Source organism: Labrenzia sp. VG12 (genome assembly GCF_002237595.1).
In the GTDB taxonomy this organism is placed as follows: domain Bacteria; phylum Pseudomonadota; class Alphaproteobacteria; order Rhizobiales; family Stappiaceae; genus Roseibium.
This window is the reverse complement of sequence record NZ_CP022529.1, coordinates 2734346-2754674: the sequence shown is the minus strand read 5'-3', so window position 1 is coordinate 2754674 and position 20329 is coordinate 2734346. Positions and strand designations below refer to the sequence as shown.

Below are 20329 nucleotides of genomic sequence, written 5' to 3'. Positions count from 1 at the left end.
AACATGAAACTGATCAAAACCCTGCTGGCAGGTGTTGCTGTCGCGGCGGTCGCCATGCCGGCCCTCGCCGACACCAAGAAGGCGGAAGTGCTGCACTGGTGGACCTCTTCGGGGGAAGCTGCGGCCATCAAGCAATTTGCCGAGGCCTATAATGCCGCCGGCGGCGAATGGATCGATTCCGGTGTCGGTGGCACCGACATGGCGAAGTCGATGCTGACCAACCGGCTGATGGGCGGAAACCCGCCGCAGGTTGGCCAGTTCAACACATCGCGGGAGTTCGAGGAGCTCATCGACGCGGGCGTGCTGAACAACATCGATGCCGAAGCGGAGGCCGGCAACTGGGGCGAGTTGTTCCCGCCCATCATCGACAATCTGGTCAAGCGCAATGGTCATTATTATGCGTTGCCGGTCAATATCCACGGCTCCAACTGGCTCTGGTACAACATCGATCTCCTGGAACAGGCAGGCGTGGAGCCGCCCAGCGACTGGGACAGCTTCTTTGCCGCGGCCGAGAAACTCCAGGAAGCCGGTATCGTACCGCTTGCACTGGGTGGCCAGGCCTGGCAGGAGCGGCTGACATTCAACGCGGTTCTTCTGACGATCGGTGGCCAGGATCTCTATCTGCGCCTGTTCCAGGATCGCGATCTGTCTGCGCTTGAATCTGACGAGATGAAGCAGGTGGTGTCGACCTATACGCGGCTGCGCGATCTGGTGCGGGCAACCGATAGCGGTTCGCCGGGCCGGTCCTGGAATGACGCCACCAACATGGTCATCTCCGGCAAGGCCGCCATGCAGATCATGGGCGATTGGGCCAAAGGCGAATTCATCGCGGCCGAAAAGGAAATCGGCAAGGACTATGGCTGCGTCCCGGCCGTCCTGCCCGGCTCGACCTACATGATCTCCGGCGATGTCTTCGTGTTCCCGAAGACCGGCAGTGATGCGGACCGCGAGGCCCAATCACTGATGGCGACCACCATGCTCGATCCGAAGGTCCAGGTGGCGTTCAACAACGTCAAGGGGTCCGTTCCCGTACGGCCGGATGTGGATGCCTCGCAGATGGACGCCTGCGGCCAGCAGGCGATCAAGCTGACCAGCGATGCGAAGGTCCATGTCGGTTCGACCAGCATGTATATCTCGCCGGATCTCGCCGGAGCGCTGCAGGACATCTACACCGAGTACTGGAATTCCGAAGGCATGAGCGAAGAGGATGTTCTGTCCTTGATGAACTCGGCCTTCAAATCCATCGACTGACGCGATAGCGGCGCCATCCTCCCGCGGCGCCTGAGCCCCCGGACACAGCCAGGACACTTTAGGGCATTCGTCCGGGGGCAGCGCTTTCAGGCAGGCAACTGCCTGGACCCCATAAGACTCCAAACGGGAAACCAACATGTTACGCTTGAGTTCGTCACAGCTGACGGCAAGGCTCGTGATTACGCCCTTTGTCATAGTCGCGGTGACCATCTTCGTAATCTGCGTCCTGTGGTCGGTGCAGCTTTCCTTCACCGGTTCAAAACTGCTGCCGAGCCACGATTATGTTGGCCTGCGCCAGTATGAACGCCTGTTTGCAACGACCCGGTGGCTCGTCTCGCTGCAGAACATGGTCACGTTCGGCATCTTTTTTGTCGGCGGCTCCCTGGTCTTCGGCTTTCTGCTGGCGGTGTTCATCGACCAGAAGGTGCGCGCGGAATCCGTTTTCCGGACGATCTTCCTGTGTCCGCATGCCTTGTCGTTCGTGGTCACCGGCCTTGCCTGGCAATGGCTGCTCAACCCGTCACTCGGCATTCAAAAAAGCGTACGGGAGCTTGGCTGGGAGGGGTTCACGTTCGACTGGCTGGTCGACCAGCAGATGGCGATCTACACGATTGTGATCGCGGCCATCTGGCAGGCGTCCGGGCTGGTGATGGCCTTGATGCTGGCGGGCCTGAGATCAGTCGAACCGGAAATCTGGAAGGCCGCCAGGGTCGACGGCATCAGACCCTGGCGGGTCTATCTGCACGTGATCGTGCCTATCCTCGGGCCCGTGATTTTCACCAGCGTGGTCCTGCTGTCGCTGTCCGTGATCAAGGGCTACGACATCGTTGTGGCGATGACGGATGGCGGACCGGGCATTGCAACGGAAGTGCCAGCGAAGTTCGTGCTCGACCATATCCTGCGGCGTGCCAATATCGGCCTCGCCATGGCGGGCGCAACCGTCATGCTGATCACCGTGATCGCGGCTCTCGCACCCTGGCTCTACGCCCAGAACATGCGCAAAAGGAGGGCGTCATGAACCAGGTCCCAGCCAAACCCTTCGTGACGAACGTTGCACCGGGGCCTCAGGGCAAGCCACCGCGCAAGCTCACGCCAAGCCGGATCGGAATCTATCTGTTTCTGGTCATGGCCGCGGCGTTCTTTCTGCTGCCGCTTTATGTCGTGGTGCTGACCTCGCTGAAGACGATGCCGGAAATCCGTCTGGGCAACATTCTGGAATGGCCCGAAATCTGGACCTTTGAAGCCTGGATCGTTGCCTGGGACAGTGCCTGCACCGGGCTCACCTGCGAGGGCATCAAGGTCGGGTTCTGGAACTCGGTGAAGATCCTGATCCCGAGCCTCTTCGTGTCGATCATGGCCGGCGCGATCTGCGGCTACGTGCTCAGCTACTGGAAGTTCAGGGGCTCGGAACTGTTCTTTTTCATCGTGCTGTTCGGTGCCTTCGTGCCCTACCAGGTGATGATCTATCCGATCATCCGGATCTTTTCGGTGACAGGTCTTTACGGCAGCCTTGCCGGGATCGTCCTGATCCACACGATCTTCGGCCTGCCGATCATGACGCTGATCTTCCGCAACTTTTACAGCTCGCTTCCCAAGGAGATCTTCAATGCCGCGCGTGTCGACGGCGGCGGCTTCTTCGCGATCTTCTTTCACGTGCTGTTGCCGATGTCGACGCCGATGCTGATCGTTGCCGTCATTCTTCAGGTGACCGGTATCTGGAATGACTACCTGCTCGGCCTGATCTTCGGCGGGCGCGACAACATTCCGATGACCGTGCAGCTCAACAACATCGTCAATTCGGCGCGCGGCGATGTTGCCTACAACGTCAACATGGCCGCCACGCTGCTGACGGCCCTGGTGCCGCTGGCCGTCTATTTCTTCTCCGGACGCTGGTTCGTGCGCGGCATCGCTGCCGGCGCCGTCAAGGGGTGATCAATATGCTCGACAGAAACGCACATGTACGCGCGAAGGATCTGAGTGTCAGCTTCGGCGCGGTCGATGTTCTCAAGGGATTGAATCTCGACATTCACAGAGGTGAATTCCTCGTTCTGCTGGGATCATCCGGCTGCGGGAAATCGACGCTTCTCAACACGATTGCGGGCCTGCAGGACGCCAGCGGCGGCCAGATCCTGATCGACGGCCGCAATGTGACCTGGGAGGAGCCGAAGGACCGGGGACTGGCCATGGTGTTCCAGTCCTATGCGCTTTATCCAAAAATGACCGTGCGCGGAAATCTCTCCTTCGCCCTGAAAATGAACGGCACTCCCAAGCGGGACATCGCCGACCAGGTGGACGAGGCGGCACGGATCCTCCAGATCAGCCATCTTCTGGATCGCCGTCCCAGCGAGCTTTCCGGCGGGCAGCGCCAGCGTGTCGCCATCGGACGGGCGCTGGTGCGCCATGTCGATGTTTTCCTGTTCGACGAGCCGCTGTCCAATCTGGATGCCAAGCTGCGCGCCGAATTGCGCGTGGAACTGAAACGCCTGCACCGGGAGCTCGGTGCGACCATGATCTATGTCACTCATGACCAGGTTGAAGCCCTGACGCTGGCAGACAGGATCGCGGCCATGAAAGACGGCGTGATCCAGCAGCTGGCGCCACCGGAAGAGATCTACAACGCGCCTGCCAACAGGTTCGTGGCTCAGTTCATCGGTCTGCCGAGCATGAATTTCTTCAGGGGTGCGATTGCCGATCAGAACGGTGCACCGGCCTTCTGGTCCGATGAGCTGACGATAGACCTCTCCGGCTACGAAACAGCGTCTGCCATGACTGCCGGGCGCGAGGTGGATCTTGGCGTCCGGCCCGAACACATCACGCTTTGCACGGGCGCATCCAGCGGCCGGCCGGCGGTCTCCGGCAAAGTGGACCTGGTGGAAATGCTCGGATCCGAACAGATTGTCTGGGTCGTTTCCAAATCCTCGCGCTTCTGTATGCGGATCCCGCCGGACGAGAAGGTCCGGGCCGGGGACATGGTCGAGGCCTGCTTCAACACTGGCAGACTCAATCTGTTCGACTTAAAGTCCGGGCTGCGCCTATGACGCTGCCCATCCAGACCTGCCCATTCACCTTGGGGAACGGGAGGCAACCGGGGAGGTGCTCGCGGGCGGCAGGCTCAGGCCCAGTCTTGGCTTTCGGAATTCAAACGGGAATGATCGACCATGCATGAACTGCAACCGGTTCCGGCCAAAAGCAAACTTGAAGCGGTGGTTGACAGGCTGGTCGATTTCATCAGCAGCAATCGTTATTCGGCCGGTGACAGGCTACCGTCAGAACGGGAGCTGATGGACGCGTTGGGTGTGGGCCGCTCCTCCGTGCGCGAAGCGGTGCGCAAGCTGGAGGCGCTCAACGCCCTGGAGATCCGCCATGGCGCCGGCACGTTTGTCCGGCGCACCATTCAGCCAGGAGAAATTCTCGTGCCGCTGGCCATTCGCGAGGAAAGGGGCGCGCTTCTGCTCGCTCTGGATCTGCGCAGGGCACTGGAAAGCGAAGCCGCCGCACTGGCCGCTTTGCGCGGCTCGGACGCAGATATTGCGAATATCGAGGAAAAACTTCTGGCGATGGAAGCCGTTCATCAGGCCAAGGGCGCCGCGCTGGAGGAAGATGAGGCGTTTCACCGATCGATCTATGAAGCAGCCCAGAACCCTCTGTTTGAACAGATTATTTCAAACATGCGCGGGCCGTTTCTCAAGTTCTTTTCCAATGCGGTCAAGTCCACACGGATCGGCGAAAGCTCGTTTCCCTTGCACCGCGAGTTGTATCAGGCGATTGCCGACCGCGATCCGGAGAGAAGCCGCGCAAAAACGGTTGAACTGCTCGATCTCGTCGAGCAGGACCTGCGCATGATGGACTGACACCACCCGTTTTCCCATACCAGATCTTTTGTTGGCACACACACGCCGCCGGCCAGGCTAGTTCCTGCCGCCGCATGTCACTGGCTGGTCAATCGGCCTCGGATCTTCAAAGGAACAGAACTGATGAGCTTGCCATTCTTCGACGGCCACAACGATGTCTTGCTGCGCCTGTTGCGCGCCGGTGCCTCAGACGGAGCGGCGCGGTTTCTTGACGGAACGCCGGACACCCAGCTGGATTTGCCGCGTGCGCGCCGGGCCGGTTTTGCGGGAGGCCTGTTTGCCATGTTCGCGCCATCACCGGAGCACTACGATTTCGAGGACTATCAGTCGGACAAGGGCTATAGCGTGCCCATGCCGCCGCCGCTGGCCCCGGAGCTGGCACAAGATGCGACACTGAAGATGGTTGGTGTGGCTGAAGAGATCGAGGCAATGTCTTCTGGCGGCGTGCGGATCTGCAGGCAGAGCGAAGAGATCCGGGACTGCGTCGATCGGGGCCAGCTTGCCATGGTTCTGCATATCGAGGGCGCAGACTGCATCGACGCGGAATTCAGGTTCCTTGATGTGCTCTACGCACGCGGATTGCGATCCATTGGACTGGTCTGGAGCCGCGACAATATCTTTGGCCATGGCGTGCCGTTCCAGTTTCCGGCGTCGCCCGACATGGGTGCCGGTCTGACAGAGCAGGGAAAAGCCTTGGTGTCGGAATGCGACCGCAGGGGCATCATGATCGACCTGTCTCATCTCAATGAAAAGGGTTTTTGGGACGTTGCCGGCGTCAGTTCCAGGCCACTCGTTGCCACGCACTCCAATGCTCACCGTCTTTGTGCGTCACCTCGCAATCTGACTGACCGGCAGCTAAGGGCGATTGCCGACACGGGTGGTGTCGTCGGTGTCAATTTTGCGCCGTGTTTTCTGGCTGCCAACGGTCTGCTTGAAAGCGGCGTGCCATTGGAACAGGTCCTGGCGCACATCCGTTATCTGGCCAATCACCTCGGTGAGGACGGTGTGACGCTCGGATCGGACTTTGACGGCGTGATGATGCCCGACGAGATTGGTGATGTGCTTGGTGTGCCGAAGATCTTCGCTGCCTTGGAAAGGGGCGGCTGGTCCAGTCGAAGCATTGAAAAGTTTGCGCTCGGCAACTGGATGCGCGTGCTGCGCCAGACCATTGGTTGATCCTGGCCTGGTGCAGCCGTCGAGAAAGGGGCGGGCAGCTCAGCTGCCGGTGCCGGCGGGGCGTCGTTCCACAAACACCGTGCCCTTGAAGGAAAACACCAGCTTGCCGTCCTGGTTTTCGGCAAGCATGTCGGAATGGATCAGGCCCCAATCCGGTCGGCTGCGGCTTTCCGTCTTGCCGGTGACGACGCGCTTGTATCTGAGCCTGTCACCGACATAGACCGGCTTGATCCATTTCAGGTCTTCAAACCCCGGCGAAGGGCCGAGCTTTGCAGGCGTCTTGCCTTGCGCTGCGGCCTCCTTCTGAACCTTCTGGTGAGCTGCCACCCACAGTTTCATGAAGACGGATGCGGTATGCCAGCCAGAAGCACACAGCCGGCCGAAATGGGTCTGCGCTGCGGCTTCCTCGCTCAGGTGAAAGGGCTGGGGGTCGAACTGTTCCGCAAAACGGAGAATCTCGTCTTGCGTGAAGGTGTGTTCGCCGAGCTCAAGCGTATCGCCGATCTTGATGTCTTCGAAAAAGTCCGTCATGCGCCTGCCTCCCGACGGGCGAACAGGATCGGGTTTAACCAGGTGAGGACTGTGGCTCCCTCCTGATTTTTGGCAGTCACTTCGACCGTGACGATGCCGAGATCCGGTTTGGACCGTAGCGCCTTTGTCTCCATGACCTCCGCCCTGGCCGTAAGTGTGTCACCTGGAAGAACAGGGCGTTTCCATTTGAGGTCGCTGATGCCCGGCGAGCCGCGGCCCGCGGTCTTGTTCAGAAGGTTGGACGCGAGCAGGCGCATGACCAGGGAAGCCGTGTGCCAGCCGGACGCCGCCAACCCACCGAGGATCGATGCCTTGCCGGCCTCATCGTCCAGGTGAAACGGTTGCGGATCGAATTCGGCCGCGAAGGCGACAATGTCATCGCGGGAGACGGTTAAGGAGCCGAGGTCATAGATCTGCCCCGGTGCGAAATCTTCAAAATGGATGAGATCGGACATGAAAAATTGCCATGGGAAAGGGGAAGAAACGCGGGGGCGCCGCGTTTCCGGTGTTTCAAAGCTGTCCGGTGGGATCAGTCGTAATAGATTTCGTTGTCGTCCATATAGACGTTGCTGGCAGCACAGATATCGATGCTGATCGGATCGTCCAGAACTTCGCTGTCGTCCTCGGCAAGCCAGCCGACCTGGAAGACCTGCTCGCAATTGCCGGTGTCCGCGGTGAATTCCGCTGTGGCGTTTTCTCCGGGCGCGAGGGCTTCCGACAGCCAGTTGTCGCTCCAGCCGCTGCCGTCATTGGTATAGAACCCGACGACGATGTTGTTGCCGGTGTTGTTGTAGAGCTGGAAATAGCCTTCCGAACCTGTTCCCTGTGCAAGAGCGACCGGCGCAGATGCCAGGAGGGCCAGACCGATGATCGACGATTTCAAGAAATTCATACTCTCTCCCCGGCAGAAGGCTGCCCTTTTTGAATGTTGCTCCCAGAAGCTAGTCGGTGGCGGATAAGAAGTAAATTGCCCTGAAGACCAACAGCATGATTGGTTGGCGAACCGGACTGCCGTACCCGGCAGTCTGCTCAGGCGCTGATATAGTTGCGCCAGTTGTGTTCTTCCCGGAAGCCCAGGACCTCCCGGATCTTGCGGTTGGAAAACAGGGCTTCATGGGCTTCGAGCTCTCTTGAGAGCGGCACGCCCGGGAAAAAGCGTTCCAGGATTTCGGTGTTGGCAATGTCGACGGAGTTGGTGTCGTTGCCGGCATTGAAGATCTGAAAGCCGAGCCCGTCCTTTTCAAGGCAAAGGTCGACGATCTGGCCGAGATCGCGTGCGTCGATATAGCAGAAGATATTGCGCCGGCGCTGGGCCGGGTTTTTGAAGAAATCGGCGAAGCGGTCATATTCGTGAGGCTCGATGACATTGCCGATCCGAAGCGCATAGATGTCGAAACCGGAGCGGCGCTGGAAAGACCGGGCCGTCTGTTCATTCACGACTTTCGACAGGCCGTAGCTGTCCATGGGGTCAACGTCATAATCCTCTTCGACGGGCAGAACCTTCGGGTTGACCACCCCGTCGGCAAAACAGACGCCGTACGTGGTTTCGGAGGAGGCGACAACGACCTTGCGGATGCCGAGCTTCACGGCGGCTTCGATCACGTTGTAGGTGCCGACGGCATTGACCTCGAAGGTCCTGTTGTCCGGTTGGATCAGAATGCGCGGGATTGCCGCGAAATGCACCACCGCATCGAAGGCGGGGACGCCGGTTCCCGGTTCCAGCTCATCAAAGTTGGCGTAGCTGGTCATGACATTGAACATCTCGCCGGACGAGGTGATGTCGGCGGTCAGATTGTCGACCCCGGGATGGTCCAGCGGTGTCAGATCGACATTGACGACCCGGTGCCCCTTGTCGAGCAGGTAGGGGATGACATGGCGGCCGGCCTTGCCGGAGCCGCCTGTAAACAGGATCCGTTTCGGGGTGCTCATGTGGAGTGCTCCGCTTTGGTTCAGTTGCGTTCATCATGAGCAATTCAGCCTCTGATGCCAGTGCGATTTTGTCGCCGCCTGCAACATCTTTGTGACTTGAAGCGAGAGCGAGACCAAGTCCGCAAGATTTATCATTCGGGGCGGTGTTAGGGTCCGTTCACATCTTGAGGACAGCCTATGACCCAGCACGAAAAGACCATGATCGATCCGAAGGACAGCGGCTACATCCGCCGGTTCACAAGGGTGATCGAATATATCTACGCCAATCTGGACGAGGATCCGGATCTGGCGACGCTGGCCGAGGTGGCCGCGCTGTCTCCCTGGCACTGGCACCGGGTCTGGCAGGCCGCCTATGGCGAATCCATCGTTGCGACGGTGAAGCGCCTGCGGCTTCACCGCGCTGCGGCCGATCTGGCCTATACCGACATGGCGCTCCTAAAGGTGGCCCATCGGGCGGGCTATGGCAGCCAGGAAGCCTTTTCCCGCAGTTTCAAACAGTCTTATGGCCAAAGCCCATCGGCCTATCGCGCCGAAAGGGCTTCAAGCAAGTTGCAGCCCGCACATGGCGGAGCCCCGATCCCCAAACACACAGGAGCCAATCTCATGCATGATGTTGAAGTCAAATCCCTGCCGTCCGAAACGCTTGCCGTTCTGCATCACAAGGGCCCCTATATGCAGATCGGGCAGGCGTTCGAAAAACTGGTCGGCGTTCTTGTCGGCCGCAATCTGATCGGCAAGGCCGGTGCAATGAAAGCGCTATATTACTCCGATCCGACCCGGGTGCCGGAAGAGGAGCTGGAATCGGTTGCGGGCGTGGCGGTCACGGATGGATTTCCCGTGGACGCCCCCCTCGAACCACTGGAGACACGCGCCGGCGACTATGCCGTGCTTCGCTACAAGGGTCCTTATGCGGACATGCAAAAGGCCTATACCTGGCTCTATGGCGAATGGTTGACCCAGTCGGGCCGCGAGCCGGCCGACGCGCCCTGCATGGAGATCTATCTCAACAACCCGCGCGACACGGCACCGGCCGATCTCCTGACGGATATCTGCCTGCCGCTTAAACCCGCGGCCTGATGCTGGCTACGTGCCCGGAGCTTGCACGCGTCTCGAAGGACGGCCTCAAGACTATCAGTTGAGGCCGATCCTTCGAGACGGATCTTACGGCCGGGTCCAGGATGATGTGGAGTTTGGAGCGCTTGCTCCTTTTTCGGGGGGCGCACTTGCCTCACAGCGGCCAGAAGACAAGGATCGCGGGAATGGAGACAACCAGCACCAACAGTTCCAGCGGCAGGCCCATGCGCCAGTAGTCGCCGAACCGGTATCCGCCCGGTCCCATGATGATGGTGTTGTTCTTGTGCCCGATCGGCGTCAGAAAGGCGCAGGAGGCGGCAACGGCGACCCCCATCAGGAACGGGTCCGGATTGACGCCGAGCGAATTGGCGATCTGAACAGAGATCGGCGCTGCGATCAGGCAGGTTGCGACGTTGTTCAGGAAGTCTGACAAGGTCATGGTGACAATCATCAGGACCGTCAGCGTGACCCAGGCCGGCGCGCCGGCCGTCAAGGACGTGATGCCGTCCGCGATCAGTTGTGCATTGCCAGCCTGTTCAAAGGCCTGGCCAAGCGGGATCAGCGAGCCGAGCAGCACAATGACCTTCCATTCAACGGACTGATAGATTTCCGTGCCGCTGACCAGACCGGTCGCCGCATAGAAGATGATGCAGGCCGCCAGGGCGACCGGCAGATAGGCCAGACCGGCCACGGCCACTGTGATGGCGAGGGCAAAGCCGGCAATGGCCATCCAGGCCTTGTTGCGCTGGATCATGCCGGTCTGCCGGCCTTTCAATGGCAGGACACCAAGCCAGCTGCTGGCACTTTCCAGACGGTCCGGCGTGCCCAGAAGAAGGAGCACATCTCCTGCACGGATGGCTTCGTGGCGGACCCGCTTTTGAATGCGCCGGCCCTGCCGTGAAATGCCCAGGAGGGTGACCCCCTGACCATAGAGAAGGCGCATGTCGAATGCCGACTGGCCGATGATGCGCGCGTTGTCAGGCGCTATGGCTTCGATCAGCGTGAGCGCGCTGCCCGTGAGGCCGCCCTTGTGACGTTCAGAACCCGCAAAAGCCAGTTTTGCAGCGCCCATGAAAGCCTCGATGGCTTTCGGATCGCCCTCGACAAAGAGGTAGTCGCCTTCCTTGATCGGCTCCCGCCTGGCAAAACCACGAATGCGGCGGCCGTTGCGGATCAGGCCAATGATGGCGACATCCTTGTCCTCGGCAACCGGATAAAGGTCGCCGACGGTCATCGGCTTGTCCCTGGAGACCTTGCCGACCTTGAGTTCGGCCGAATAGAGGCTCTCCGCAAAACCGTCTTCCTTGGGTTTGTCCCGAAAGTGGCCGGGCAGCAATCGCCAGCCGATCAACGCGACAAAAAGAATGCCGCTGATCGCAACGACCAGCCCGACGGGCGCAAAGTCGAACATGGTGAAGGGTGCCCCGAGCGCATCGGACCGGTACTCGGCGATCACGATATTGGGTGGTGTTCCGATCAGGGTGATCATGCCGCCAAGAATGGTTGCGAAAGACAACGGCATCAGCGACAGGCCGGGTGAGCGGCCGGCCTTTTTGGCGGCTTCCAGATCAAGCGGCATCAGCAGGGCAAGAGCCGCAACATTGTTGATGATGCCGGACAGGCCGGCACCGACAACGGAGAGCAGCCCGATATGTTTTGCAAGACCGCTGGTGGCGGACAGGAGATACTTGGCGACCAGCTCGACAGCGCCCGAGTTCATCAGGCCGCGTGAGACGATCAGCACGAGGGCAATGATGATGACAGCTGGATGGCCGAAGCCGGAAAAGATCTCGCCCGACGGGACTAGTCCCAGCAGGGCGCCGATGATCAGAGCGGCAAAGGCGACGAGGTCGAAGCGAATGCGTCCCCAGACCAGCAGGGCGAAGACAACGCCGAAGAGTATGAAGAGGGCGGATTGCTCGAAGGACACAGGAGAGCTCCAGCTTGGGCGGGAGAAGACAGGGTCCATCCGTTTTAGGCCGAAGCCGGACAATTATCCAGCCGGTGGCCGGAACAGCTCTTGCCCGGCGCAGGGCCGGGCTGAGCGGTTTGAGGATCAGGCGGGATTGTTTTGACGTCAGGCCGCTTCGGCTTGCGGCTCCTTCATGGGGCTGAGGGCGCTGATGGCAAGCGTCAAAACTGTCACGACAGCGCCGATCCCCAGAATCGCCAGTCCCAGTGTCGCGAAGGCTGACAAGAGCAGGCAGCCTGCGATCAGGGCGAGAACTCCGGCGACGCCTGCGCCAAAGCGCTGCGCGGCCATTTTGCTGGTTTCAAGAACGGAATTCAGGGTCGTCATGTCAGTCTCCTGTTTTGGGAAATGTCAGGGAAGTGCGGCGGGCAAGGGCCCGCCATCCTTTCAGTTCAGCGTCAGCCTTTCTGCTTGTCGTCGTCTTCACCATCGTCGTCGTCTTCGTCATCATCACCGTCATCGTCCTGTTCCATGGACAGGACATCGCCCGTTGCGGCGTCGATCATGACTTCAACTTCACCGGTGTCGGTCTTGATCTCGACTTCGAAGACCGCTTTGCCGTCTTCGTTTTCCAGTTCGATTTCCTCGATGGTGCCGGCTTGAGCACCGAGGGCAATCTCGGAAACCTGGCTGATCGACAGGTCGGACGTGAGCGGGGCCTCGTTGGTGTCGGTCTGTGCTGCAACGGCGAGCGACGTGCCCGTCAGGCCGGTGGCGATCAGAGTGGCGGCAAGGATCTTTGCAGTGGTCTTTTTCATGTCAGTTTCCTCTCAAGTGGTCCGGCGACCCGGCGTCGTCCGGTGAACAAGAGATAGGCGGGCAGGTTTTCCCGCCTCTGGCGCGAAATTTACAATCTTGTAAAGAAGCGATTTTTCCTTTCACCCGTGCGCCCAGACCTTGTAGGCCATAGAAAGACAGGCGGTTATCTATCCGCTGCAACGAGAGGCGCTGGTAGCTGGTCAATGAAAATTCTGCTGTTGGAAGACGACGCCGGAATCGGCAAGTGGGTTCACTCAAGTCTGAGCGATGCCGGCCATGTCGTCGACTGGGTCGAGGACGGGCGCGATGCTCTGGCCAGTGCCACGACAGGTGAATTCGACGTGATCGTGCTGGACCGCATGACCCCCGGCATTGATGGTCTGTCGGTTCTGAAGGCCCTGAGGGCATCGAAGAACATGACGCCGGTTCTGTTCCTCACCGCCATGGAAGCCGTTGACGACCGGGTTGAAGGCCTTGAAGCCGGGGCCGACGATTATCTGACCAAGCCCTTTGCTTCCACCGAGCTTCTGGCACGGGTCGGGGCGCTGGGCCGCCGGGCAGCTCCGGCCGCTCAGTCGGAGCCGGTCAAACTGAACGCGGGCGACGTGGAGCTGGATCTTCTGAAGCAGACCTGCGTTCGGCAAGGTTCCAGGATCGATCTGAATGCCAAGGAATTCCGGCTCCTGGAAGTGTTCATGCGCAACCGGGGCAGGGTCCTGACCCGCGCCATGCTTCTGGAACGGGTCTGGGACATCAATTTCGATCCGACCAGCAGTGTCGTTGAAACGCATATCAGCCGGTTGCGGGCAAAGATCGAAAAACCCTTCGGGGATACGCTCATTCGGACAAAACGGGGGGCGGGATATGTGTTTGAAGCCTAGACAGTTTGCTGTTCAACCCTTCCAGCGGCGGGAGCGGACGGTTTGTTGAAGCGTTTCCGACAATTGCTGCAGATGTCGGCGCTTCGTCAGGCCGTGCAGCTGACGTTAGTCTTCCTCGTGATCGTCTGTGTGGCCGGTCTGGTGTCCGTTCTTTTTGTCGATCGCGAGATTACGGCGCGAATTGATGCGGAGCTTCTGGGCCGCGCCGCCGATATCGCAACACGACTGGCAGCGACCGGGCCGGACCGGGCCATGTTTTACGAAACCGAGGACCGGTTTGCTGTCATCCTGAGTGACAACACTCGCCTTGCAAGGCGCATGACCAATGGAATTGCCAGACTGCCGGGAGCTGCCACCTTTCATTTCAAGGAAGATGAAGAATTTGAGGAACTCGAAGGCCCCTGGCGTGTCTATGCAACACCAATCCCGAACGGTCTTCTGCTGGTCGGCAGCAACCTGGAAAACCGTGAAGACTATCTGGAGGTCTTGATCAACATCTTTGCTGTTTCCGGGGGCGTGACGCTTGTTGTCATGTTGGCGATTGGCGGTCTTCTCGGGTGGCGGGCTCAGAAACGTGTCTCGGTCATCTCCGGTGTTCTGGACCGGGTGGCGGCGGGCGACCTGTCGGCGCGCGTCGGCGACAGGGCGGGGCGCGACGACTTCGGCCGGCTGGCCCGCTCTCTGGACGACACGACGGCGCGCCTGGAAGTCCTGATGCGCCAGACCCGCAATCTCACCACGAATATCGCCCACGATCTGAAAACACCGCTGACGCGGCTGCGTGCCGAACTGGAAGGTCTTGAAGAGCGCACCACAGACAGGGGCGCGGTGGAAAATGCCCTGGCCCAGACCGACGAGGTCATCCATATCTTTGAAGCGCTGTTGCGCATGGCCAAGCTGGAGAGCGGCGAACACAGGCAGCGGTTCGAGACGCTTCAACTGACTTCCGTGGTGGAAGACGTTGCAGATATCTATCGCGCCGTTATCGAAGACAGCGGCCGAAGCTTCCAGTTTCAGGTGTCGGGAACCGCGACCGTGCAGGGCGATCGCCGGCTCCTTATCCAGGCATTGGCCAATCTCATTGAAAACAGCCTGAAACACACGCCGGCGGATACGCGGATCGGTCTTGAAGTCAAAGGCAAGACGCTGGTTTTCACCGATACCGGACCCGGGATCCCGGAAGAGCTCCGTGAACGCGTGTTCGAGCCGATGTTCCGGCTTGAGGAAAGCCGGACAACACCAGGGGCCGGGCTGGGTCTTGCCTTGTTCCAGGCGATTGCCAATCTGCATCAGGCGGAGGTGGTGCTGTCCGACAACCCGCAAACAGGGTCTGTATTCCCAGGGCTACGGATCGAGATCCGGTTCTCGTGATCGGGCAATCTTCGCCCTCTTCACCCGCCTCAGCCGGGCGGAGTTCCGATACCTTGCAGCTTTGGGAGAACATGACCAAAGCTTAATGTTGCCGACACATCTTCGTCAGGATTGCCACCCACATGCCTCTCACAGGCAAGGCATTTCGCTCTGCAAGAAGGGAGACAGAACCATGGAACTTGGCAATCGTCATTATTTTGAAGTCGACACGCTGCTGCAGAAATATGGCGCGCCCAGAAGCAACTGGACGCCGCGCCTGCGCCAGGGCAAACAGGGCGCAAAATGGCAGGACCAGAAAGGTCCGAACCCGCTTGTCCTGAAAGGCCTGGATCGCAGCTAGCAGAAAACCCCGACGGGAGACCGGCGGGGTTTTCCGCTTTCAAGGACATCCGCACTAAACGACGGTCACGTCCAGTTCTGGCAAACCATCGACAGTCGCGCGCATCACGTCTCCCCGCTCGACTGCACCAACGCCGGACGGCGTGCCCGTCAGGATGACGTCGCCAGCCCCGAGCACGAACAGTTCCGACAGTTTGGCGATGATTTCCGGGACTTTCCAGATCATCTGGTTGAGGTCTCCCTCCTGGCGCAAAGTCCCGTTGACGGTCAGGGCGATACGCCCTTCATGCAGGAACCCGCAGTCGGCCGCCGGCACGATCGAGCCGATCGGCGCGGAGTGTTCAAACGCCTTGCCGGCTTCCCACGGACGACCGGCTTTCTTGGCCTCGCCCTGCAGGTCCCTGCGGGTCATGTCGAGCGCGACCGCATAGCCATAGACATGTTCCAGAGCATTCTCGATGCGGATGTTGCTCTTTCCCGATTTCAGCATCACCGCCAGTTCCACCTCATGATGGACGTCGGTGCTCAAGCCCGGGTAGGGAAACGTGCCTGACGGATCGAGATTATCGGGGTTTTTCTGGAAGAAGAAGGGGGGCTCCCGGTCCGGATCATGACCCATTTCGACCGCATGGGCGGCGTAGTTGCGACCGACGCAGTAGACCCGCCGAACCGGAAACTCCGCCCGGCTTTCGCTGACGGGCAGAAGGACGGGATAGGGAGCCGGGATTACGGTTTTCATCGCAGGTCTTTCGCTTGGAAAAGGATTTCAGCTTTTAGGTCGTTTCCTGCGACAATGTCGAGTGGCCTGCGACACGAAGCGGCGCGCCTGCGGCCTAGACCTGCAATCGTCCTGAAACAGGTTCCTCGATATCCTGCGGGTGGCTCACCAACGCGGCGAGGGCCAGGCGCAATCCCTGTGCAGCTGTTTCAACGGACATGCTCGGGGCGCCGAGATTGTGTTCCAGGGCGGCGACTTCCGGCAGATGCGGGAGGTGCACCCAACCAGCGGGGATCGACTGATCGGTGATCGCCAGGTGATGCAGGATGCCATAGAAAAGGTGGTTGCAGCAGAAGGTACCAGCCGCATCCGAAATGTCTGCCGGAATGCCGCCCATTCGCATGGCCTTGACCATGGCTCGGACCGGTAGCGTGCTCTGATAAGCGAGCGGGCCATCCGGTGCGGTCAAGTTTCCCTGCAGCGCAACGCCTGCATTGTCCTTCAGCCCGTAGCGGGTGCTGTCGTTGAAATTGAGGGCGATGCGTTCAACCGTGATGGTCGCCCGGCCGCCGAATTCGCCCATCATCACCACGGCGTCGGCGTTCGTTTCCGTCAGCGCCTGTTTGACCGCATCGATGCAGACAAAGAAAGTGTTCGGAATGATCCGGGAGACAATTCTTGCCCCCGCGAGGGTTTCGCCATCGAGATGTCTGGCAACCTGTTCGGCGGGGTTGACCGGCGTCGTGCCGAAGGCTTCGAAGCCGGTCAGGAGGATGGTCTTCATGCTTGCGCCTTTCGAAGTTCCTGGCCGACAGACTAGAGCGCCTGCCGGAGGAACAAAAGGCAGTAGGGCAAGTTACGTGTTGAACTTGAAGAGCAGGACATCGCCGTCCTTGACGATGTATTCCTTGCCTTCGTCGCGCGCCTTGCCGGCTTCCTTGGCTGCACTTTCTCCGCCGAGACCGACATAGTCGTCATAGGCAATTGTCTGCGCGCGAATGAAGCCGCGTTCGAAATCGGTGTGGATGACACCGGCGGCGCCCGGGGCCTTGGTGCCTTCTGTGATGGTCCAGGCGCGGGTTTCCTTCGGGCCGGCCGTGAAATAGGTGATCAGGCCCAGAAGGTCGTAGCCGGCGCGGATCATGCGGTCGAGGCCCGGCTCCTCAAGGCCGATGGTTTCCAGGAACTCGTCCTGTTCTTCCTTGTCGAGCTGCGAGATTTCGGCTTCGATGGCAGCGGATATCACGACCGCGACAGCGCCTTCTTCCTTGGCTTTCTCGGCAACTTTCGCAGACAGGGCATTGCCCTCTGAAGCTGATGCCTCGTCGACGTTGCAGACATAAAGCACGGGTTTGGACGTCAGGAGATTGAGGCCCTTGAGCAGCCTGGCTTCCTCGGCATCGGCAACCTCAAGCACACGGGCAGGCTTGCCGTCCTGCAGCAGGGCGAGGGCCGCTTCCATGATCGGAAGAACCACCTTGGCTTCCTTGTCGCCGCCGGTTGCCTTTTTCTTCAAGGGCGCAATGCGGCGCTCAAGGCTTTCCATATCGGCGACCATAAGCTCGGTTTCCACCGTCTCTGCATCGGCCAGCGGATCGATGGCACCGTCCACATGGGTGATGTCGTCATCCTCGAAGCAGCGCAGCACATGGGCAATCGCGTCAACTTCCCGGATGTTGGCCAGGAACTGGTTGCCGAGGCCTTCGCCCTTGGAGGCACCGCGCACCAGACCGGCAATGTCGACAAAGGTGATCCGGGTCGGAATGACTTCCTTGGATTCGGCAATGTCGCGAATGGCGTAAAGGCGCGGATCCGGCACGGCCACTTCACCGGTATTCGGTTCAATGGTGCAGAACGGGTAGTTGGCAGCCTGGGCGGCTGCGGTCTTGGTAAGCGCGTTGAAGAGCGTGGACTTGCCGACATTCGGCAGTCCGACAATGCCGCACTGGAAACCCATGGGAATTCGCTTTCGGTCTGGTCTGAAACTGTTGCCGCGCTACATGCCCGAGGCCGGTCATCAGGTCAAGGCTTTCCGCGGGGCATGGCGGCCCGCGACAGCAGCCTGTCAGCACAGATCCGTATTTTCGACAAGATAAGCCGTTAGGCAGCTTCCGGCGCTTTCCTCAAACGGGCGTTCTTGTATACTCACCCCGGTGTTTCGGGCTTTTGTATTGGGAATTGAAACTGATGGTTTTCAGTCTCCTGGAGGCTGGCATGTGTCGGGCGGGTTTGGCTCGGCTGGCCGGAGCCCTGGCCGCCACGGCCTTCATTTGCACGCTGCCATACGCCAGTCCTGCCGAAGGGCAGTCCTTCGATCCAAGCGCGCTCACCGGTCTCTACGGCGATACATCCATTGACCCGGCCCTTTTGAAGTCTGTCGGCCGGGCGGAGGTCACTCGAGCCTATATCCCGGATGCGATCGACCTGTCGCCGCTGATGCCGCCCCCGCTGCTACAGATCCATGGCAGTTGCGTCTCCTATGCGGTCGGCTATGCCATGCGTGGTTACTACGCGGCTTTGGAAAACAACGTCTCGCCGGGCACCAGGGCCTATACACCGAGCCCTGCCTATCTGCATTCCCAGATCCGGGACAAGGATGAAAGCTGCGAGGCCGCCGGCAGCCACGCCTATTACGCCATGTCCTATTTCAAGGGACGGGGCGCGCCGGACCTGAATGCGATTCCGGACATTGCCATGTGCTCGGAGCGGGTGGAGCGGCCGACGTCACCGCCGGACCGGTTCAAGATACGCGACTTTGAATTCATCTATGTGCTGGAGCGCGACGAACGTCCCGTCAGCAACCGGGATCTGGATGCGATCAAGCAGCAGCTCGCCGCCGGACACCCCGTTGCAGCGGGATATCGCATGGTCGATGTCGTGCCGTCGTCCCGAACGCCCGACGGCTCCGTGCTGCAATATCTGAAGGCGGGCGAGATCTATCAGGGTTCGCTCGGTCCCAATGCCGGCCTGGGGGGCGGTCACCAGATGGTGCTGGTCGGCTACGACGAACGGCGCCAGGCTTTCCTGGTTCAGAATTCCTGGGGCCCATATTGGGCGGGCGACGGTTATGGCTGGATCAGTTACGACGCCACCAAGGCTGATCTGCGGAATGCCTCGGTGATGCGCACCTTTGTAAAGCCCCCCAAACCGGTTCCCGGCCTCGACCGCTTCGACCATGGCAACCAGGTGGCTTTCCAGGGGGACGATTGCAGCAATCTTTATGTCACGGAGGATGCGCCCGGTGGCATGCCGCTGCTGGGCGGGTTCGTCAGCTCACAGGAGACGCTGAAGAAACTGCGCGCGGAGTTCCCGCCGGAACAAATTCAGAAGATTGCGGTGCGCCCCTGGCCGGTCTGCGAGGTGCTGAAGACACTGGACCGCCCGCTGGCCGAGCCATCGCGTCCGTCGATCCGGCTGCTGGGTGGCCGGTCCGATCTGGCCTATGGGGACAGTCTTGCCTTCGAGGTCACGGCGCCGGACTTCGCTTCCTTTCTCTACATCGTTTACCTGCAGGCCGATGGTACTGTGGTCAATCTGCTGCCCCGGCGCGGACCGGTCCGCGAGCAGGTCCGGTTTGGCGAAACCTTCCTCTATGGCGATGGCCGCCAGGGACGCCAGAAATACACCGTGTCACCGCCTGCCGGATCCGAGGCGATCGTGGTGATCGCGGCGCACAGCCCGATTGACCAGCTGGAGGCACTTGAGGCCAGCGGTGGCGGTCAGTTTTCTATGCCTGTCAGCGCGGAAGGCCAATCGGGTCTGGCGGATGACCGGTTCTTCCTGACGGCCTTGCGGGCGGGGCTGGCGGAGCGTCCGGATGAAACCCGTCTGCCGCGCGAGATCACGGCCGCCGTGCTGCATCTGACAATCCGGGGCGAGTGAGGGAAACGACATGAGGATCATTTCGAACGTCCTGGACAGATTGCTGACCGCGGGTGTTGCGCTGGCTTTGCTGAGCGGACTGTTTTCGTCTGCCGTTTCGGCTCAAAACGTGACCAGTGAAGACATTATCCGGGCGCTCTTGCCGAATGGCGGAGCGGCCAAGGTGCGCTCCTTCCGCAAGGCAGAGCCGCATCCCCTTCGCGGGATCAGCATCGAGGGCCAGTTGCCACCGGAAGCGGATCTGCCGCGCATCAACCTGACGGTCAATTTCGAATTCGACAGTGCGTCGCTGACCAATGACGGCATTCTGACCTTGCAGGCACTGGGGCAAGCTCTGCGCGATCCGAGGCTGCGCAACATGCGCTTCCAGATCGCCGGGCACACGGATCTCAGAGGCACCGCGGCCTATAACCTGGACCTGTCCAACCGCAGGGCGTTCATGGTTGCCGAGTTCCTCGCTGCTTTCTACAGCATTCCGCGGGAACGGCTGGTGCCGGTCGGCTATGGCGAAAGCCGGCCCGTTGATCCGGCCAATCCGGAAAGTGGCCGGAACCGGCGGGTCGAGATCATCAACGTGCAGCCGTTGTCCTGAAGG

General features: G+C 60.3%; 22 protein-coding genes. 12 read left to right on the top strand and 10 right to left on the bottom strand.

What is annotated here, in order from left to right; translation table 11 throughout:
• Positions 1-3: 3 nt before the first annotated feature.
• The 6 genes from CHH27_RS12935 to CHH27_RS12910 all read left to right on the top strand — a co-directional run bounded on the left by CHH27_RS12935 (position 4) and on the right by CHH27_RS12910 (position 6278).
• A complete protein-coding gene (locus CHH27_RS12935; protein ID WP_094074721.1) occupies positions 4-1251 on the top strand; it encodes an ABC transporter substrate-binding protein in 1248 nt (415 codons plus the stop codon).
• Between the two features lie 136 nt (positions 1252-1387).
• Entirely contained in the window at positions 1388-2269 is an 882-nt protein-coding gene (locus CHH27_RS12930; protein WP_094071953.1) for a carbohydrate ABC transporter permease, read from the top strand.
• Positions 2266-3183, top strand: a complete 918-nt coding sequence (locus CHH27_RS12925) for a carbohydrate ABC transporter permease (protein ID WP_094071952.1) — start codon at positions 2266-2268, stop codon at positions 3181-3183. Before CHH27_RS12930 ends, CHH27_RS12925 begins: the two co-directional genes overlap by 4 nt.
• A gap of 5 nt (positions 3184-3188) precedes the next feature.
• The gene (locus tag CHH27_RS12920) at positions 3189-4289 is read left to right on the top strand and encodes an ABC transporter ATP-binding protein (protein WP_094074720.1); all 1101 of its coding nucleotides are present in this window, start codon (positions 3189-3191) and stop codon (positions 4287-4289) included.
• Between the two features lie 120 nt (positions 4290-4409).
• Positions 4410-5102 (top strand): FadR/GntR family transcriptional regulator, encoded by a 693-nt coding sequence (locus tag CHH27_RS12915; protein WP_094071951.1) that lies wholly within the window; start codon positions 4410-4412, stop codon positions 5100-5102.
• Positions 5103-5225: 123 nt separating this feature from the next.
• A complete protein-coding gene (locus CHH27_RS12910; protein WP_094071950.1) occupies positions 5226-6278 on the top strand; it encodes a dipeptidase in 1053 nt (350 codons plus the stop codon).
• A 39-nt stretch (positions 6279-6317) separates the two neighbouring features.
• Here the strand turns inward: CHH27_RS12910 and CHH27_RS12905 are convergent, their stop codons facing one another.
• The 4 genes from CHH27_RS12905 to CHH27_RS12890 form a co-directional block, all read right to left on the bottom strand.
• On the bottom strand, positions 6318-6809 hold the full coding sequence (locus CHH27_RS12905) for a MaoC family dehydratase (RefSeq protein ID WP_094071949.1): 492 nt from the start codon (positions 6807-6809) through the stop codon (positions 6318-6320).
• Positions 6806-7264: a MaoC family dehydratase gene (locus CHH27_RS12900; protein WP_094071948.1), complete on the bottom strand. Its 459-nt coding sequence runs from the start codon at positions 7262-7264 to the stop codon at positions 6806-6808. Before CHH27_RS12900 ends, CHH27_RS12905 begins: the two co-directional genes overlap by 4 nt.
• Before the next feature lie 74 nt (positions 7265-7338).
• On the bottom strand, positions 7339-7701 hold the full coding sequence (locus CHH27_RS12895; protein WP_094071947.1) for a hypothetical protein: 363 nt from the start codon (positions 7699-7701) through the stop codon (positions 7339-7341).
• Between the two features lie 137 nt (positions 7702-7838).
• Positions 7839-8738, bottom strand: coding sequence for an NAD(P)-dependent oxidoreductase (locus tag CHH27_RS12890; protein ID WP_094071946.1), 900 nt, complete (start codon positions 8736-8738; stop codon positions 7839-7841).
• A gap of 177 nt (positions 8739-8915) precedes the next feature.
• Here CHH27_RS12890 and CHH27_RS12885 point away from each other — a divergent pair, with 177 nt between their 5' ends.
• The gene (locus tag CHH27_RS12885) at positions 8916-9815 is read left to right on the top strand and encodes a GyrI-like domain-containing protein (RefSeq protein ID WP_094071945.1); all 900 of its coding nucleotides are present in this window, start codon (positions 8916-8918) and stop codon (positions 9813-9815) included.
• A gap of 151 nt (positions 9816-9966) precedes the next feature.
• Here the strand turns inward: CHH27_RS12885 and CHH27_RS12880 are convergent, their stop codons facing one another.
• The 3 genes from CHH27_RS12880 to CHH27_RS12870 form a co-directional block, all read right to left on the bottom strand.
• On the bottom strand, positions 9967-11742 hold the full coding sequence (locus CHH27_RS12880) for an SLC13 family permease (protein WP_094071944.1): 1776 nt from the start codon (positions 11740-11742) through the stop codon (positions 9967-9969).
• Positions 11743-11889: 147 nt separating this feature from the next.
• A complete protein-coding gene (locus tag CHH27_RS12875) occupies positions 11890-12111 on the bottom strand; it encodes a hypothetical protein (RefSeq protein WP_094071943.1) in 222 nt (73 codons plus the stop codon).
• Positions 12112-12182: 71 nt separating this feature from the next.
• On the bottom strand, positions 12183-12542 hold the full coding sequence (locus CHH27_RS12870) for a PepSY domain-containing protein (protein ID WP_094071942.1): 360 nt from the start codon (positions 12540-12542) through the stop codon (positions 12183-12185).
• A 204-nt stretch (positions 12543-12746) separates the two neighbouring features.
• Between CHH27_RS12870 and CHH27_RS12865 the strand changes: the two genes are divergently transcribed.
• From CHH27_RS12865 to CHH27_RS27690, 3 genes are all read left to right on the top strand, one after another.
• On the top strand, positions 12747-13424 hold the full coding sequence (locus CHH27_RS12865) for a response regulator transcription factor (RefSeq protein WP_094071941.1): 678 nt from the start codon (positions 12747-12749) through the stop codon (positions 13422-13424).
• Positions 13425-13466: 42 nt separating this feature from the next.
• Positions 13467-14795 carry a HAMP domain-containing sensor histidine kinase gene (locus CHH27_RS12860; RefSeq protein WP_157738911.1) on the top strand — a complete coding sequence of 443 codons (1329 nt, stop codon included), beginning with the start codon at positions 13467-13469 and terminating at the stop codon, positions 14793-14795.
• Positions 14796-14967: 172 nt separating this feature from the next.
• Entirely contained in the window at positions 14968-15135 is a 168-nt protein-coding gene (locus CHH27_RS27690) for a hypothetical protein (protein WP_157738910.1), read from the top strand.
• 54 nt (positions 15136-15189) lie between these two features.
• Here CHH27_RS27690 and CHH27_RS12855 read toward each other — a convergent pair whose 3' ends face one another.
• From CHH27_RS12855 to ychF, 3 genes are all read right to left on the bottom strand, one after another.
• A complete protein-coding gene (locus CHH27_RS12855; protein WP_094071939.1) occupies positions 15190-15873 on the bottom strand; it encodes a fumarylacetoacetate hydrolase family protein in 684 nt (227 codons plus the stop codon).
• A gap of 94 nt (positions 15874-15967) precedes the next feature.
• Positions 15968-16636, bottom strand: a complete 669-nt coding sequence (pcp, locus tag CHH27_RS12850; protein WP_094071938.1) for a pyroglutamyl-peptidase I — start codon at positions 16634-16636, stop codon at positions 15968-15970.
• Positions 16637-16708: 72 nt separating this feature from the next.
• Positions 16709-17809, bottom strand: a complete 1101-nt coding sequence (ychF, locus tag CHH27_RS12845; protein WP_094071937.1) for a redox-regulated ATPase YchF — start codon at positions 17807-17809, stop codon at positions 16709-16711.
• A gap of 230 nt (positions 17810-18039) precedes the next feature.
• Between ychF and CHH27_RS12840 the strand changes: the two genes are divergently transcribed.
• Positions 18040-19734 carry a DUF4384 domain-containing protein gene (locus tag CHH27_RS12840; protein ID WP_094071936.1) on the top strand — a complete coding sequence of 565 codons (1695 nt, stop codon included), beginning with the start codon at positions 18040-18042 and terminating at the stop codon, positions 19732-19734.
• A 10-nt stretch (positions 19735-19744) separates the two neighbouring features.
• Positions 19745-20326 carry an OmpA family protein gene (locus tag CHH27_RS12835; protein ID WP_094071935.1) on the top strand — a complete coding sequence of 194 codons (582 nt, stop codon included), beginning with the start codon at positions 19745-19747 and terminating at the stop codon, positions 20324-20326.
• The last annotated feature ends 3 nt before the right edge of the window (positions 20327-20329 follow it).